General features: G+C 68.3%; 15 protein-coding genes. 6 read left to right on the top strand and 9 right to left on the bottom strand.

From position 1 onward, the window contains the following. Positions 1–142 precede the first annotated feature (142 nt). From E1J61_RS06140 to alaC, 5 genes are all read left to right on the top strand, one after another. Positions 143–1222, top strand: a complete 1080-nt coding sequence (locus tag E1J61_RS06140; protein WP_133093239.1) for an MBL fold metallo-hydrolase — start codon at positions 143–145, stop codon at positions 1220–1222. Between the two features lie 301 nt (positions 1223–1523). After that, positions 1524–2222, top strand: a complete 699-nt coding sequence (locus E1J61_RS06135; protein ID WP_133093238.1) for a PadR family transcriptional regulator — start codon at positions 1524–1526, stop codon at positions 2220–2222. Between the two features lie 78 nt (positions 2223–2300). Further along, positions 2301–3128, top strand: a complete 828-nt coding sequence (locus tag E1J61_RS06130; RefSeq protein ID WP_243736799.1) for a siderophore-interacting protein — start codon at positions 2301–2303, stop codon at positions 3126–3128. 78 nt (positions 3129–3206) lie between these two features. Next, positions 3207–3599, top strand: coding sequence for a hypothetical protein (locus E1J61_RS06125; RefSeq protein WP_133093236.1), 393 nt, complete (start codon positions 3207–3209; stop codon positions 3597–3599). A gap of 123 nt (positions 3600–3722) precedes the next feature. Next, positions 3723–4934 (top strand): alanine transaminase, encoded by a 1212-nt coding sequence (gene alaC, locus E1J61_RS06120; RefSeq protein WP_133093235.1) that lies wholly within the window; start codon positions 3723–3725, stop codon positions 4932–4934. A gap of 52 nt (positions 4935–4986) precedes the next feature. Here alaC and E1J61_RS06115 read toward each other — a convergent pair whose 3' ends face one another. The 5 genes from E1J61_RS06115 to E1J61_RS06095 form a co-directional block, all read right to left on the bottom strand. Then, a complete protein-coding gene (locus E1J61_RS06115) occupies positions 4987–6132 on the bottom strand; it encodes an enoyl-CoA hydratase/isomerase family protein (protein WP_133093234.1) in 1146 nt (381 codons plus the stop codon). An 8-nt stretch (positions 6133–6140) separates the two neighbouring features. Next, the gene (locus E1J61_RS06110) at positions 6141–6911 is read right to left on the bottom strand and encodes an enoyl-CoA hydratase (protein WP_133093233.1); all 771 of its coding nucleotides are present in this window, start codon (positions 6909–6911) and stop codon (positions 6141–6143) included. Further along, entirely contained in the window at positions 6908–7813 is a 906-nt protein-coding gene (gene mmsB, locus E1J61_RS06105) for a 3-hydroxyisobutyrate dehydrogenase (protein WP_133093232.1), read from the bottom strand. Before mmsB ends, E1J61_RS06110 begins: the two co-directional genes overlap by 4 nt. Before the next feature lie 104 nt (positions 7814–7917). Beyond that, a complete protein-coding gene (locus E1J61_RS06100; protein WP_133093231.1) occupies positions 7918–9441 on the bottom strand; it encodes a CoA-acylating methylmalonate-semialdehyde dehydrogenase in 1524 nt (507 codons plus the stop codon). Between the two features lie 42 nt (positions 9442–9483). Further along, on the bottom strand, positions 9484–10617 hold the full coding sequence (locus E1J61_RS06095) for an acyl-CoA dehydrogenase family protein (RefSeq protein ID WP_133093230.1): 1134 nt from the start codon (positions 10615–10617) through the stop codon (positions 9484–9486). 180 nt (positions 10618–10797) lie between these two features. Here E1J61_RS06095 and E1J61_RS06090 point away from each other — a divergent pair, with 180 nt between their 5' ends. Further along, positions 10798–11814 (top strand): AraC family transcriptional regulator, encoded by a 1017-nt coding sequence (locus E1J61_RS06090; RefSeq protein WP_133093335.1) that lies wholly within the window; start codon positions 10798–10800, stop codon positions 11812–11814. Positions 11815–11840: 26 nt separating this feature from the next. Here the strand turns inward: E1J61_RS06090 and E1J61_RS06085 are convergent, their stop codons facing one another. The 4 genes from E1J61_RS06085 to E1J61_RS06075 all read right to left on the bottom strand — a co-directional run bounded on the left by E1J61_RS06085 (position 11841) and on the right by E1J61_RS06075 (position 15456). Next, on the bottom strand, positions 11841–13058 hold the full coding sequence (locus E1J61_RS06085; protein ID WP_133093229.1) for a GGDEF domain-containing protein: 1218 nt from the start codon (positions 13056–13058) through the stop codon (positions 11841–11843). A gap of 162 nt (positions 13059–13220) precedes the next feature. Then, on the bottom strand, positions 13221–13358 hold the full coding sequence (locus tag E1J61_RS37340; protein WP_165971434.1) for a hypothetical protein: 138 nt from the start codon (positions 13356–13358) through the stop codon (positions 13221–13223). A 126-nt stretch (positions 13359–13484) separates the two neighbouring features. Further along, on the bottom strand, positions 13485–14327 hold the full coding sequence (fghA, locus tag E1J61_RS06080) for an S-formylglutathione hydrolase (RefSeq protein WP_165971437.1): 843 nt from the start codon (positions 14325–14327) through the stop codon (positions 13485–13487). A 22-nt stretch (positions 14328–14349) separates the two neighbouring features. Further along, complete coding sequence (locus E1J61_RS06075) at positions 14350–15456, bottom strand: S-(hydroxymethyl)glutathione dehydrogenase/class III alcohol dehydrogenase (RefSeq protein WP_063240278.1); 1107 nt, start codon at positions 15454–15456, stop codon at positions 14350–14352. Positions 15457–15519: the final 63 nt, after the last annotated feature.

Below are 15519 nucleotides of genomic sequence, written 5' to 3'. Positions count from 1 at the left end.
TTCGACCGCAATGGGCCGGGCAGGGCGCACAGCCGCCGTGGCAAGAATCTGCCGTCTCGGCTAAGGTGAGGGGTATCCAGAACGCCGGAACAGGCGCATGCCGGGCCACCGGCACACGCCCGGCCCCCCCGCCGAGACCAATATGAGCGCCCCTGCCACCGATACCGCCGCCGCCAATCCCCTCAAGAAACCCGAACTGGACTATCCCTGCGGCGACGCGCCCGAACCCGGCCGCGCCAGCGAGATCGTCCCCGGCGTGTGCTGGCTGCGCATGCCGATGCCGCTCGGCCTGAACCATATCAACCTGTGGGCCATCCGCGATGGTGCCGGCTGGGCCGCGGTCGACTCCGGCCTGCAGACGCCCGAAACGGCGCAGGCGTGGCGCACGCTGTTTGGCGACGGCGGCGCGCTGGCCGATGGCCTGACGCGGCTCTTCGTCACCCACATGCATCCCGACCATATCGGCATGGCCGGCTGGCTCAGGCGCAAATTTGGCTGCCAGCTGTGGATGACCCGGATGGAATACCTGATGTGCCGCGTGCTGGCCGCCGATACCGGCCGCGCCGCACCCGACGACGCCATCGAGTTCTACCGCCGCGCCGGCTGGGACGACGACGCCATCGAGGTCTACCGGACCCGCTTCGGCGGCTTCGGCAAATTCGTCCACGCCTTGCCGGAGAGCTTCCGGCGCCTGGAAGACGGCGCCACCATCCGCATCGGCGACCACGATTGGACGGTCGTCGTCGGCACCGGCCATTCCCCCGAGCATGCCTGTCTCTATTGCCCCTCACTGAAGCTGCTCGTCTCCGGTGACCAGGTCCTGCCGCGGATCTCGTCCAATGTGTCGGTGTTTCCGACCGAGCCCGACGCCGATCCAATGGAAGACTGGCTGTCGTCGCTGGACAAGGTCAAGGCGGCCGTGCCGGACGATGTGCTGGTGCTGCCGGCCCACAATGAGCCATTCCGCGGGCTGCACGCCCGTATCGACTACCTGCGGGCGAGCCAGCTGCAGGCGCTGGACCGGCTGCGCGGGGCGCTGGCGGAGCCGAAGCGGGCGGTGGATGTGTTCGGCGAACTGTTTTCGCGGCCGATCACGGGGGCGGGCGGGTTGCTGGGGATGGCGACGGGGGAGAGCATCGCGCATCTGAACTATCTGCTGCATCGGGGGGAAGCGGTGCGTGAGCTGGGCGCGGACGGGTGCTATTGGTATCGGTTGGGGTAGTCGGCGGCGGTGTGCGTGGGTTCTCGTGCCCCGATGGTGTTGCTGACGTCCAACGACTCTCGACCCCACAGGTTGGCTGAGCGCGCAATCGTCTATTGGATGGCGGCAGGTGTCTGCCGCCATTCTTTTTGTAGATCGATTGGCTTAAAAACCGGGCTCCGGTGCTTGGCGGGCGGGATAGACAACCCCACTTGGTGCGGGTAACGCACGCATTCGGCGCAGGGGGTGGCGAGATCCGGGGTTGACTTTAGATCGTACGATATATATCTTACGATCTATCTTGCGATAGATCGGAGAGCCCATGCGCCACCATCATCACCACCAAAGGTACCCCGACGCGACTCATGGCTCGGTACGCCATGCATTCATGCGACTCGCTCCGCACCCCATGCGTCACGCCATGGGCCGAGGCGGCGCCGGCTTCTGGGGCAACCGTGACGACGACGGCTTCAGCGGCGGTGGCCCCGGCGGCTTCGACAACGAAGGCTGGCGCCGCGGCCGCAAGTTCAGCGCCGACGACCTGCAGTTGCTGCTGCTCAGCCTGCTCGAAGAAAAACCCAGCCACGGCTACGAGCTGATCAAGGCGCTCGAAACGCGCACCAACGGCTTCTACAAGCCGAGCCCCGGCGTGGTCTATCCCGCGTTGACCTACCTGGAAGAAGTCGGCTACGCCACCGTCGATACCGAAGGCAACAAGAAGCGCTACCAGTTGTCCGAAGCCGGCAAGCTGCACCTCGCTGCCAACCGCGAGCGTGTCGATGTGATGGTGGCCAAGCTGCGCCATGTGGCCCGCAAGATGGAGTGGATGCGCCGGGCCATGAGCGGCGAGCCGCAGCCGGAGCCGGAGCAGGGCGGCTGGCTGCCCGAGCTGATGCAGGCGCGTGGCGCGCTCAAGCGCGCCATGGTGATGCGCAGCGAAGCCGGCGCCGACGAGCAGCGCCGTATTGCCGCGATCCTGATGCGCGCTGTGGCAGAGATCGAAGCTGGCCCCCAGGCCTGAGCCATGGCGCTGACGCTGGCATCTGCCATCGGCACCCGGGCCCGGCAAACGCCGGGCCTGCAACCAAGGAATTCCTCTATGACTGCAAACGCTACTGAATCCAATCGCGATCTGTCCGTGCAGCGCGTGCGCCATCCACTGAAGATGCGCCTGCTGCAAGTGGTGCGCACCACGCAGGTCACGCCGCAATTGCTGCGCGTCACGCTGGGCGGCACCGAGCTTGAAGACTTTGTCTCGGCCTCGTTCGACGACCACGTCAAGGTCTTTTTCCCCGTGGATGGCGCCGACAAGCCGGTGCTGCCGCAGGTGGGCCCGGACGGCATCAGCTTTCCCGAAGGCCAGCCGCGTCCGGCCGCGCGCGACTACACGCCGCGCCGCTACGATGCGGCCGCGCAGGAGCTGGATATCGAGTTCGTGCTGCACGGCGACGGCCCTGCCTCGACGTGGGCGGCGCAGGCTCGGCCGGGCCAGTACCTGGGCGTGGGCGGGCCGCGCGGCTCGTTCGTGGTGCCGACGGGCTTCGACTGGCATCTGCTGATCGGCGACGATACGGCGCTGCCCGCAGTGGGCCGCCGGCTGGAAGAACTGGGCGCGGAGGCGCGCGCCATCGTAGTGATGGAAGTGGGCGATGCGACCGCGCAGATCGCGCTGCCGAGCCCGGCCAATGTCGAGGTGCACTGGCTGCATCGCGGCGATGCGCCCGAGGGCAGCCTGCTGGAAGGAGCGCTGCGCCAGGTCACGCTGCCGCAAGGCGAAGGCTATGTCTGGGCCGCGGGAGAGGCGGCGACGATGAAGGCGGTGCGCCAGTACCTGGTCGGCGAGCGCGGCATCGACAAGAAGCGCATCCGTGCATCGGCCTATTGGAAGCGTGGCGACGCCGCGGTGCACGAGACGCTGGACGACTGAGTCAGGGCGGCGGCACGGTGTACGCGGGCGCGGCGTTGCCATAAGATGGCAGGCAACGCCACCGCCGGGAGGACTGCCGTGCTGCCTGCATCCAAGCCGTCGCGCATCATCGCCGCCGCCGCGGCATCCGTTGCCATGCTTGCCGCCTGTGCGCCGGACGCCGTGCGCAGCCGCCAGGCCACCGACTTCAATGCCTATCTCGATTCGCTGCGGACTGCGTGCCCGAACATGATGGTCGGCACGAACAATATCAGCGAGTGGCTGCGCACCAGCGGCAGCCGCAGCGACGACGATTACGTCTACTGGCTGGACCAGACTTCGCGCCTGTACTACCAGCGCATCTCTGCCCAGCAGTACCGCGATTCGGTCAGTGCGGCGCTGGGCGGGCGCTCCGATTCTCCCGCGCTCGATTGCATCGTACGCCATCTGCCCGCCAACCGCCCGACCGGTCTGCCTGGCGGCAGGCTCTAGTCATCTGCACACACACCCGTTGTGCAACGGTGGCATCCCCGCTAACATGAGTCCCCAGGCAGCCGAAACAGCGGCTGCCGACGTCGCTCGGACGGTTCCGGGCGCTTACGTAAAGGACTCCACATGACTGCCGCTTCCTCCGGCAAGCGCCGCTTCGCGCGCATCGATCGTCTTCCCCCGTACGTTTTCAACATCACCGCCGAGCTGAAGATGGCCGCCCGCCGCCGTGGCGAGGACATCATCGACATGAGCATGGGCAACCCGGATGGCGCCACGCCGGCGCATATCGTGGCCAAGCTCACCGAGGCGGCGCAGCGGCCCGACACGCACGGCTATTCCACATCGAAGGGCATCCCGCGGCTGCGGCGCGCGATCTCGCACTGGTACCGCGAGCGCTATGACGTCGAGATCGATCCGGATACCGAGGCGATCGTCACCATCGGCTCCAAGGAAGGGCTGGCGCACCTGATGCTGGCCACGCTGGATCGCGGCGACACCGTGCTGGTGCCCGATCCCAGCTACCCGATCCATATCTACGGCGCGGTGATTGCAGGGGCGGATATCCGTTCGGTGCCGCTGGTGCCGGGCATCGATTTCTTTGCCGAGCTGGAACGCGCGATCCGGGGCAGCTATCCCAAGCCCAAGATGATCGTGCTGGGCTTTCCGTCGAACCCGACCGCGCAATGCGTCGAGCTTGATTTCTTCGAGCGCGTGATCGCGCTGGCGCGCAAGCACGATATCTTTGTCGTGCATGACCTGGCGTATGCGGACATCGTCTTCGATGGCTACCAGGCGCCTTCGATCATGCAGGTGCCGGGCGCCAAGGACATCGCGGTGGAGTTCTTCACGCTGTCCAAGAGCTACAACATGGCGGGCTGGCGCATCGGCTTCATGGTCGGCAACCCGGACCTGGTGGCGGCGCTGACGCGCATCAAGAGCTATCACGACTACGGCACCTTCACGCCGTTGCAGATCGCTGCGATCGCGGCGCTGGAAGGCGACCAGCAATGCGTGCATGAAATTGCCGCGCAATACCAGTCGCGCCGCGACGTGCTGGCGAAGGGGCTGATCGAGGCAGGGTGGCCGGTGGAGATCCCGAAGGCGTCGATGTATATCTGGGCGCGAATTCCCGAGCCATACCGCGCGCTGGGCTCGCTGGAGTTCGCCAAGCAGTTGCTGGCGAAGGCCAAGGTGTCGGTGTCACCGGGCATCGGCTTTGGCGACTACGGCGACGAGTACGTGCGTTTCGCGCTGATCGAAAACGAATCGCGCATCCGGCAGGCCGTGCGAGGCATCAAGGCGATGTTCCGCGCGGATGGGCTGATCAAGGCCTGATGTCGTGGCAACCTGCGCCGCGGGGTGCGGCGCAGGTGCTGGCTTGTTGCATTCAGGCCGGAAGGGCCAGCGGCAACGGTTGCTCGCCAGGCGCCCACCATGGCCGGAACAGTGCCTGCGCGTCATCCGGCGCCACCGCCTCATAGCTGGTGGTGCGCCAGCGCGGCGCGTTGTCCTTGTCGACGATCAGCGCGCGCACGCCTTCGATGAAATCCCCTTGCGAGAAGGTGTTGACCACCACTGCCAGCTCCATGCGGAAGCAGTCGGCGAGGTCCATGCGCCGGCCGCGCAGCAGCAGTTCGCGCGTGGCACACGCCGACAGCGGCGAGCGCGTACGCAGCACGTCGATGGTGCGCGTGGCCCAGGCGGTGTAGCGCGGGTCGTCCTGGCACGCCAGGCCGGCGAGGATTTCCGGCAATGTGGCATGCGCGGGGAAGTGGCGCAGCAGCGCGGGCAGCACCTGCAGCAGCGGTGCGTCGGCGGCGCTTGTCACGGGTTCGCGCACCAGCGCATGGCGCAGGTCGGCGAGCACGTCGCGGCCCCACGTAATGCCGGCCAATGTCTGCTCCAGCGTGGCCAGCGTGCCGCTGTCGACGGCGGCATCGGCCAGGCCGCACAGCAGCGCATCGGCGGCGCCGATGGTGACGCCGGTCAGGCCGAGATACAGCGCCAGCTGCACCGGCAGCTTCGACAGGAAATGGCTGGCACCGACATCCGGCACCAGCCCGATGCCGGTCTCCGGCATGGCCACGCGCGAGCGCTCGGTGACGATGCGCAGGTGCGCGGCCTGCGCCAGCCCCATGCCGCCGCCCATGACGACGCCGTCCATCAGCGCCACCAGCGGCTTGGGATAGCGGTGCAGGCGGTAGTCCAGCGTGTATTCGTCGATAAAGAAGCGCCGGTGCAGCGGTGTGCCGTCGCGGTAGCTGTCGTACAGGGCGCGGATATCGCCGCCGGCACAGAAGGCCTTGGGACCCGCGCCGCGCAGCACGACGGCGCGGATGGCGTCGTCCTGCGCCCAGGTTTCGAGCTGCGCGCCCAGCGCGACGATCATCGGGTACGACAGCGCATTGAGCTGGCGCGGCCGGTTCAGCGTGGCAATGCCGACGCCGTTGACGACGTCGAACAGGGCCTCAGGCTCGGCGGCATCCTGCGTGCCGGCATGGTGCGGCGAGTTGGCCGATTCGGTCAGGCGCATGCGGGCTCCTAGGCGTTGCGCCATTGCGGCGCGCGTTTCTCGAGGAAGGCGTTGACGCCTTCGCGCTGGTCGGCGCCGTCGAACAGGTCGACAAAGCGCTCGCGCTCAAGCGACAGCGCTGCCTGGCGCGGTACGCCCTGGCGCGCCAGGTGCACCAGCTGCTTGCTGTACGCGGCGGCGCGCGGGCTGACCTTGCAGGCGCGTTGCGCCATCTCCAGCGCAGTGGCCAGCGCCTGTCCGCGCGGCACCACTTGTTCGACCAGCCCGATGCGCAGCGCGGTGGCCGCGTCGATGCGTTCGTTGGTCAGGATCATGCGCTTGGCCCAGCCTTCGCCGACCAGCCATGGCAGCGTCTGCGTGCCGCAGCCGCACGGCAGCAGGCCCACGGCCGCTTCGGGCAGCGCCATCTGTGCGTGTTCCTCGGCGATGCGGATATCGCAGGCGAGCGCGCATTCCAGGCCGCCACCCATGGCGTAGCCGTTGATGGCGGCGATGACCACGGGGCGCGCGTTCTGCAGCGCTTCGAAGGCACTGCCGAACTGCTGCGCCATTGCGCGCGCATGGGTGCGGTCGCCGTCGGCGAAGCCGTTCAGGTCGGCGCCCGCGCTGAAGAACTTCTCTCCGGCTCCGGTCACGACAACGGCGCGGATCTCGGGGTTGGCATCGATCTTCGCCACGAGATCGCGCAGCTGCTGCAGGCCGTCGGCGGTAAACGCGTTGGCGGGCGGGCGGCTCAGCGTCAGCGTGGCGACGTGGCCATCGAGGGCGAATTCGATCATGGCTGGCGCTCCTTGTCGGTGGCGGACAGGTATTGGCGGATCACGCCCGAGAAATCGAGCTGGCCTTCGCCGGCGTGGCTCATGGCCTGGTAGACCTGCTGCGCCAGCGCGCCCAGGAACAGCGGCTGCTTCACGCTGCGCGCGGCATCGGCGGCCAGGCCCAGGTCCTTGAGCATCAGGTCGGCGCCGAAGCCGCCGCTGTAGCCACGGCCGGCCGGGGCGGTTCCGATCACGCCGGGCCAGGGGTTGCAGGTATCCGATGCCCAGCAGCGGCCGGTCGAGGTATTGACGATGCCGGCCAGCACGTTGGCGTCGATGCCCAGCTTCACGCCCAGCGCCATCGCCTCGGACACGCCGATCATCGAGATGCCGAGGATCAGGTTGTTGCAGATCTTGGCGACCTGCCCGGTGCCGGTGCCGCCGCAATGGACCAGGTTGCGGCCCATGCCGGCGAGCACCGGGCGCACCTGCGCGAACAGCGCTTCGGTGGCGCCGACCATGAAGGTCAGCGTGCCGGCCTGCGCGCCGACGGTGCCGCCGGAAACGGGAGCGTCGGCCAGTGCATTGCCCTGGGCCTGCGCGGCGGCGGCGAGCTCGCGCACGGTGGCCGGATCGATGGTGCTGGAATCGACCAGCGGCACGCCGGGGCGCACGCCGGCGAGCACGCCGTCTTCACCAAGGTAGGCGCTGCGCACGTGTGCGGCGGCGGGCAGCATGGTGATGACGAAGTCGGCTTCCGCGACGGCCTTGCGCGCGGTATCCGCGCTGGCGGCGCCTTCGGCGCACAGCGCGGCGACGGTGGCGGCATTGAGGTCGAATACGGTCAGGGTATGGCCGGCCTTGAGCAGGTTGCGCGCCATGGGCGCGCCCATGTTGCCCAGGCCGATGAAGGCGATATGCATGGGGTGTCTCCTTCAGCGAAGGTATTTGAACAACGTTTGTTTTCTCCCCTCTCCCGCTTGCGGGAGATGGGAGCAGACCGTCGGCCGTTGCGACGTGCCACGCCTCACTTCAAACTGATCGTCGTATTCACCCCGTCATTCACCGTCGCATCGTCAAACCACCGCGCCGTCACCGTCTTGGTCTGCGTATAGAACTGCACCACCTGCTTGCCGTACGGCCCCAGGTCGCCCAGCTTGGAGCCGCGCGAGCCGGTGAAGCTGAAGTAGGGCACCGGCACCGGGATCGGGATGTTGATGCCGACCTGGCCGACGTCGATCTCGCTCTGGAACTTGCGCGCGGCGGCGCCGCTCTGCGTGAACACGCCGGTGCCGTTGCCGAACGGGTTGCGGTTGACCAGCGCGATGGCGTCGTCCAGCGTCTCGACGCCGATCACCACCAGCACCGGCCCGAAGATTTCTTCCGTGTAGATCGTCATGTCGGTGCCGACCTCGGTGAAGATGGTCGGCCCGATGAAGTTGCCCTGCGGATAGCCCGGCACCTGCACGTTGCGGCCGTCGAGCACCAGCTTCGCGCCTTCGCGCTCGCCGGCGGCGATCAGGCCGAGGATGCGTTCCTTCGCTGCCACCGAGACCACCGGGCCGACATCGGTACCGGGCTCCACGCCGGCGCCGATCTTCAGGGTCCTGGCGCGCTCGACCAACTCAGGCACCCAGTCGCGCGCCGCGCCTACCAGCACCACCACGGAGGTGGCCATGCAACGCTGCCCCGCCGCGCCGAAGCCCGCGCCCGCCAGCGCGTTCAGGGTCTGTTCCTTGTGCGCGTCGGGCAGCACCACGGCGTGGTTCTTGGCGCCCATCATCGACTGCACGCGCTTGCCGTGCGCGCCGGCCAGGTTGTAGACGTGCGTGCCGACCGCGGTCGAGCCGACGAACGACACCGCCTTGATGTCCGGATGCGTGCACAGGGCATCGACCACATCCTTGGCACCGTGCACCACGTTCAGCACGCCCGCCGGCACGCCGGCTTCCAGCGCCAGCTTGACCAGTTCCATGGTCGACAGCGGGTCCTGTTCCGACGGCTTGAGCACGAAGGTGTTGCCGCAGACGATCGCCATCGGGAACATCCACAGCGGGATCATCGCCGGGAAGTTGAACGGCGTGATGCCGGCGCAGACGCCGATCGGCTGCTGCAGCGTGTAGGTGTCGACGGTGGAGGCGACGTTCTCGGCAAAGCCGCCTTGCTGCAGCGTGCCGATCGAGCAGGCGTGCTCGACCACTTCCAGGCCGCGGAAGATGTCGCCCTCGGCATCGGCCAGGGTCTTGCCCTGTTCGGCGGTCAGGATGGCGGCGATGCGCTTGCTGTGCTCGCGGATCAGCGCCTGGTAGCGCAGCATGATGCGCAGCCGCGCGCCGATGGGCGTGTGGCGCCACGTGGCAAAGGCGCGGTGCGCGGCGCCGACGGCGGCGGCGACTTCGCTGGCGGTGGCCAGCGGCACGCGCGCCAGCACTTCCTGGGTGGCGGGGTTGACCACCTGGCGGAACTCGGTGGCGGACGATTCCACCCATTCGCCGTTGATCAGCAGCGGTACGGTCGGCACGGCATTGTCGGTCTTGGGCACTGCGCTCATGGTTGTCTCCGGACGGTGTGGTTGTATGTGGTTGGCAAGGGATTACAGGCTGCGCGCGATCAGCATGCGCTGGATCTCGCTGGTGCCTTCGTAGATCTGGGTGATGCGGGCGTCGCGGTAGTGGCGCTCGACCGGGTAGTCTTCCAGGTAGCCATAGCCGCCGTGGATCTGCAGCGCCTTGGAGCAGACGCGCTCGGCCAGCTCGGATGCGTACAGCTTGGCTTGCGAGGCTTCGGACAGGCACGGCACGCCCTCGCTGCGCATGCGCGCGGCACGGTGCACCAGCAGCCGCGCGGCGTTCAGCTCGGTGGCCATGTCGGCCAGCATGTTGGCGATGGGCGGGTGCTCGCGCAGCGGGCGGCCGAACTGGATGCGCTCCGACGCATAGCGGCACGCAGCCTCGAACGCCGAGCGCGCGATGCCGATCGCCTGCGCCGCGATGCCGATGCGGCCGCCTTCGAGGTTGGACAGCGCGATGCGCAGCCCCTCGCCAGGCTCGCCCAGCAACGCGTCGTGCGGCACGGTGCAGTCTTCCAGCGTGATGGCGCAGGTGTCCGAGGCGCGGATGCCGAGCTTCTTCTCGGGCGCGTGGACGACAAAGCCCGGCGTGTCGGTGGGCACCAGGAAGGCCGAGATGCCTTTCTTGCCGCGCTCCGGCTCGGTCGAGGCAAACACTACGGCAACGCCGGCGCGCTGGCCGTTGGTGACGAACTGCTTGCTGCCGTTGAGCACCCAGCCATTGTCGGTATAGCGGGCGCGCGTGCGCAGGTTGTGGGCTTCGGAGCCGGCCTGCGGCTCGGTCAGGCAGAAGGCGCCGATCAGTTCGCCGCTGGCCAGCCGCGCCAGGTAGCGTTCCTTCTGCGCATCGGTGCCGTAGTGCAGGATCGGGCCGCAGCCGACCGAGTTGTGCACGCTCATCAGCGTGGCGCAGGCGGCGCAGCCCGCGGCGATTTCTTCGATGGCGAGCGCGTACGCGACATAGTCGGTGTAGGTGCCGCCCCAGTCCTCCGGCACGATCATGCCGAGCAGGCCCAGCGCGCCCATTTCGGCGACGACCTCTTCGGGCAGGCGGCCATCGCGGTCCCACTGGGCGGCGCCGGCGGCCAGGCGCTCGCTGGCAAAGGCGCGCGCGCTGTCGCGGATCATCTGTTGCTGTTCGGTGTAGTCGCTGTGCATGGCAGGTTGGCGTGGTGGTGTTCCGCGGGGGCTTTATGTAAAGCGCGTTGGCGCGGCGCCGCATCTGAGGCAGAATGCGCGCTCGGCGTCGTGGCCTGCAGGCAGTGTAGGAACGCCGCGGGCGGGCTCCTATGCCAAAATCCGCCAATCTTCATGAACTCGTTTGCCACCCGCCGGACCATGGAAAAAGGCAGCGTCGCGCTTTGTTTTGTCCACCATGCCATCGCCGGGCTGCAGGCGCGCGGGATCGACCCGGGGCCGGTGCTGCGCAGCGCCGGCATCGCGCCCGAATTGCTGGCAGTGCCGCAGGCCAGGGTGTCGGCGGCCAGCTACAGCGAACTGTGGCTGGGGGTCGCCGCCGCTCTGGACGACGAATTCTTCGGCCAGGATTCGCGCAGCATGAAGTGCGGCAGCTTTGCCATGCTGTGCCACGCGGTCTTCGGCAGCCGCACGCTTGGGCAGGGGCTGGAGCGCATTACGCGGTATTTCCGGCTGCTGCTGGACGATATCGGCGTGCGCCTGGACCGGCACGGGGACGAGGCCGCGCTGGTGCTGACCGCGCCCAACGCGGCGCTGGGGCGGCAGCCCGGCGTGTTCGCCAAGGAAACCATGCTGATCATGCTGCATGGCTTGATGAGCTGGCTGTTGCGCCGGCGCGTGCCGGTGCGGCTCGCGGCGTTCGACTACGCTGAGCCGCCTTACAGCGCCGAATACCGCGTGATGTACTCGCGCCAGCTTGCCTTTGACCAGCCGGCCACGGCGCTGGTGTTCGACGCCGCGCTGCTGGACCAGCCGGTGCGCCAGGACGAGCGCAGCCTGAAGGCTTTCCTGCGCGATGCGCCGCACAACGTGGTGGTGAAGTACTCCGACCGCAGCAGCGTCGGCGCGCGCGTGCGCAGGCTGCTGCGCAACCAGCGGCCCGAACTCTGGCCCACCTTCGAGGCGCTGGCGGTCAGCCTGAACCTGTCGGCTTCATCGCTGCGGCGCCGCCTGATGGAAGAGGGCGTGAGCTACCAGGACCTGAAGGACGGGCTGCGGCGCGACCTTGCCATCGAGGCGCTCAGCCATTCGGGCCGCCCGGTGGCGGATATCGCGGCGGAACTGGGGTTTGCCGAGCCGGGCGCGTTCCACCGGGCATTCAGGCGCTGGACCGGCTCGCGGCCCGGCGCTTACCGCCGCGTGGTGGAAGAGGATTGACGGGATTGACGGGGGATTGAAGCGACTCAGGCATCGAGCGCCTGCGCGGCCTCCGGTGCCGCCTGCGTAGCCGCGGCAGGCCCGCTGTGCGCCGCGATGCGGTTGCGCCCGCCCACCTTGGCGCGATACAGCGCCGCATCGGCACGCGCGCTCAGCTGCGCCAGCGTCAGGCCCGGATGCCAGCCGGCGGTGCCGCCGCTGACGGTATAGCGCACGGTGTGGCTGCCGCCGTCCGCCGCTGCCGTCGTGACCGCATGGCGCTGCACGCTGGCGCGGATGCGCTCGGCCACCGCGCCGGCGCCGGCCTCGCCGGTGGCGGGCAGCAGCACCATGAACTCTTCGCCGCCGAGACGGCCCAGCAGGTCGCCGGGCCGCAGTTGCGCCGCCACCAGCCGTGCGAACGCCTGCAGCACGGCATCGCCGGCCGCGTGGCCGTAGGTGTCGTTGACCGACTTGAAATGGTCGATGTCGACGATCAGCAGCGCGGGCGCCGGCTTGCCGCCGGCGGCGCGCGCCAGCTCGCGCTGGGCGCCTTCCTCGAACGCCTTGCGCGACAGCACGCCGGTCAGCGTATCGGTATTGGCGACCGCTTCGAGCCGGCGCACGATGGCGTCATGGATCATCAGCACCGCGCCCATGGTCATCGCGGGCATCACCAGCGCACCCAGGGTCAGGAACACCGTGTTGAGGAACATGGATTCCTGCAGGTAGGGATTGCCCAGCCACTGCAGCGCCGACAGCGTGCCGCGCACCGCATGGCCGGCGGCGAAAAACAGCGCGAAGCAGGCGGTCGTGATGAAGAACCGTGCCGATTGTCCGCGCGGGCGGCGGCGCAGCAAGGTCAGCGCGATCAGCGCGCACAGCACCGCATGGAAGACCGAGACAATGACTACGCGCGTGGTGAAGACGTCGACGGCATAGCGCCAGACGATCACGCCTGCAGTCGTCACCGCCGCCGCCGCCAGCAACCGCCGCCACGGCGGCACGCCGCCGCAGAAGCGCACGCTGCCGGCGTAGAACAGGGCCAGCGACCACGCCAGCGCGGCGTTGGCAACGCCAACCGACAACAAATCCGGGATCATGCCGCGCAGCGAGAACAGCACCAGCGCCCCGGTCGCGGTCAGGTTGGCATTGCACCATTCGCCTACACCCGGCAGCCCACAGCGGCGCAGCGACCACACGATGGCCAGCATCATGGCGCTGAGCGCGGTCGTGATGGTGAGTAGGGCGATCGGGACGGACATCGGACAGGGCTGGCTGCGGCGTGACGGTAATGCGCCGGTCCGGCGCGACCCGTAATGATACGGGGCGAGCAGGGCCAGCGGGCGCCGCCAGGGGCGCGCCGTCGTGCCGTCCGTGGGATGTGAGGTTGCCGCCGCCTGTGCCGGCGCTGTCGCGTCGCCTGGCTAGTCGGTTCGTCGTGGCGGTTCGTGCGGCTCGTCGGTGCGCAGCACCGGGTCATTGCGCAACAACCATCGCACCGCGATCAGCAGCGCTGCCAGGCAGCCGAGGATATAGCCGCCAAGGGAGACGACGTGGTTCATGATGTGACCCCATCTTGTTCCGGCTCTGAGGCCGGTCGAGCAGCAATTATGGGATCGGGCCCGGCACCGGGCATCCCCTGAATGGGGGCCGGTGCGGGGCTGTGGGTGCGCTTGAGCGCTCAGGCGCTAGAGCTGCCCGGCGTGGTGCCGGATATGGTCGGCGATGAAGGTCGTGATGAAGTAATAGCCGTGGTCGTAGCCGCTGTGCCGGCGCAGCGTCAGCGGCTGGCCCGCCGCCTGGCAGGCGGCCTCGAATGCGTCGGGGTGCAGCTGGGTCTGCAGGAACTGGTCGTCCAGGCCCTGGTCGACCAGGATGCCGGCCGGGAACGGCGCGCCTTGCTGGCGCAGCATCAGCTCGGTGGCGTCGTACTGCGTCCATGCCCCACGGTCGATGCCGAGATAGCCGGTGAAGGCCTTCTCGCCCCACGGGCAGCGCATCGGCGCGGCGATCGGCGCGAATGCCGACACCGAGCGGAAGCGCCCGGGGTGGCGCTGCGCCAGCACCAGCGCGCCGTGGCCGCCCATCGAATGCCCGAAGATCCCCACGCGCGACGCCTCGCCCGGCAGCGCGGTGGTGACCAGGTCGAACAGTTCCTCGGCGACATAGCTTTCCATGCGCCAGTGCCGGCTCCAGGGCGCCTCGGTGGCGTCGACGTAGAAGCCCGCGCCCACGCCGAAGTCCCACGCATCGGCCTCGCCCGGCACGCCCGCGCCGCGCGGGCTGGTGTCGGGCGCGACCAGCATCAGGCCGTGCTCGGCGGCAAAGCGCTGCGCGCCGGCCTTGACCATGAAGGTTTCTTCTGTGCAGGTCAGGCCGGCCAGGTAGAACAGCACCGGCACCTTGGCGCCGCCCTGCGCCTGCGGCGGCAGGAACACCGAAAAGCGCATCGGCAGCCCGATCGCCGCCGAATCATGGCGGTAGAAGCGCTGCACGCCGCCATGGCAGCCGTGTTGCGAGATCAGTTCCAACAGTTCCATGTCGGCGCCGTCCTCAGTACAGCACCACCGAGCGGATCGACTCGCCGCGCTTCATCAGGTCGAAGCCTTCGTTGATGCGCTCCAGCGGCAGCGTGTGCGTGATCAGGTCGTCGATATTGAGCTTGCCTTCCATGTACCAGTCGACGATCTTGGGCACGTCGGTGCGGCCGCGCGCGCCGCCGAAGGCCGAGCCTTTCCACTCGCGCCCGGTCACCAGCTGGAACGGGCGCGTCGAGATCTCGGCGCCAGCCTCGGCCACGCCGATGATGATCGACTTGCCCCAGCCCTTGTGGCAGCACTCCAGCGCCTGGCGCATGACCTGCGTATTGCCGATGCATTCGAACGAGTAGTCCGCCCCGCCGTCGGTCAGCTGGATGATGTGGTCGACCACGTTCTCGACCTGCTTCGGGTTGATGAAATGCGTCATGCCAAACTTGCGCGCCATGGCTTCGCGCGCCGGGTTCAGGTCCACGCCGATGATCTTGTCGGCGCCGACCATCTTGGCCGCCTGGATCACGTTCAGGCCGATGCCGCCGAGGCCGAACACGACCACGTTGGCGCCGGCTTCCACCTTGGCGGTGAACAGCACCGCGCCCACGCCGGTGGTCACGCCGCAGCCGATGTAGCAGACCTTGTCGAACGGCGCATCGGGGCGGATCTTTGCCAGCGCGATCTCCGGCACCACGATGTGGTTGGCGAAGGTCGACGTGCCCATGTAGTGGAAGATCGGCTTGCCGTCGAGCGAGAAGCGCGAGGTGCCGTCCGGCATCAGCCCCTTGCCCTGCGTGGCGCGGATCGCCTGGCACAGGTTGGTCTTGCGCGACAGGCAGAACTTGCACTGGCGGCATTCCGGCGTGTACAGCGGAATCACGTGGTCGCCGGGCTTGAGCGAGGTCACGCCGGGGCCGACGTCGGTGACGATGCCGGCGCCTTCATGGCCCAGGATCGCCGGGAAAATGCCTTCGGGATCGGCGCCGGACAGCGTGTAGTAGTCGGTATGGCAGATGCCGGTGGCCTTCACTTCCACCAGCACTTCCCCGGCGCGCGGGCCGTCCAGGTCCACGTCTTCGATGGTCAGCGGGGCGCCGGCTTTCCAGGCGATGGCGGCTTTGGTCTTCATGGGGTCCTCCGGGGAAAAGATGTACGGATGGGCTCGGCGGCGGGCAAAGACACCGGCAACGCA

The organism is Cupriavidus sp. L7L, from assembly GCF_004353535.1.
Classification (GTDB): domain Bacteria; phylum Pseudomonadota; class Gammaproteobacteria; order Burkholderiales; family Burkholderiaceae; genus Cupriavidus; species Cupriavidus oxalaticus_A.
The sequence above is the reverse complement of the archived record's forward strand: the minus strand, read 5'-3'. Positions and strand labels throughout refer to the sequence as shown.

Excerpts from the sequence above, each read along its gene's own strand:
- E1J61_RS06140 (WP_133093239.1), top strand. The coding sequence starts at position 143 with ATGAGCGCCCCTGCCACCGATACCGCCGCCGCCAATCCCCTCAAGAAA.
- E1J61_RS06135 (WP_133093238.1), top strand. The coding sequence starts at position 1,524 with ATGCGCCACCATCATCACCACCAAAGGTACCCCGACGCGACTCATGGC.
- E1J61_RS06130 (WP_243736799.1), top strand. The coding sequence starts at position 2,301 with ATGACTGCAAACGCTACTGAATCCAATCGCGATCTGTCCGTGCAGCGC.
- alaC (WP_133093235.1), top strand. The coding sequence starts at position 3,723 with ATGACTGCCGCTTCCTCCGGCAAGCGCCGCTTCGCGCGCATCGATCGT.
- E1J61_RS06115 (WP_133093234.1), bottom strand. The coding sequence starts at position 6,132 with ATGCGCCTGACCGAATCGGCCAACTCGCCGCACCATGCCGGCACGCAG.
- E1J61_RS06110 (WP_133093233.1), bottom strand. The coding sequence starts at position 6,911 with ATGATCGAATTCGCCCTCGATGGCCACGTCGCCACGCTGACGCTGAGC.
- mmsB (WP_133093232.1), bottom strand. The coding sequence starts at position 7,813 with ATGCATATCGCCTTCATCGGCCTGGGCAACATGGGCGCGCCCATGGCG.
- E1J61_RS06100 (WP_133093231.1), bottom strand. The coding sequence starts at position 9,441 with ATGAGCGCAGTGCCCAAGACCGACAATGCCGTGCCGACCGTACCGCTG.
- E1J61_RS06095 (WP_133093230.1), bottom strand. The coding sequence starts at position 10,617 with ATGCACAGCGACTACACCGAACAGCAACAGATGATCCGCGACAGCGCG.
- E1J61_RS06090 (WP_133093335.1), top strand. The coding sequence starts at position 10,798 with ATGGAAAAAGGCAGCGTCGCGCTTTGTTTTGTCCACCATGCCATCGCC.
- E1J61_RS06085 (WP_133093229.1), bottom strand. The coding sequence starts at position 13,058 with ATGTCCGTCCCGATCGCCCTACTCACCATCACGACCGCGCTCAGCGCC.
- E1J61_RS37340 (WP_165971434.1), bottom strand. The coding sequence starts at position 13,358 with ATGAACCACGTCGTCTCCCTTGGCGGCTATATCCTCGGCTGCCTGGCA.
- E1J61_RS06075 (WP_063240278.1), bottom strand. The coding sequence starts at position 15,456 with ATGAAGACCAAAGCCGCCATCGCCTGGAAAGCCGGCGCCCCGCTGACC.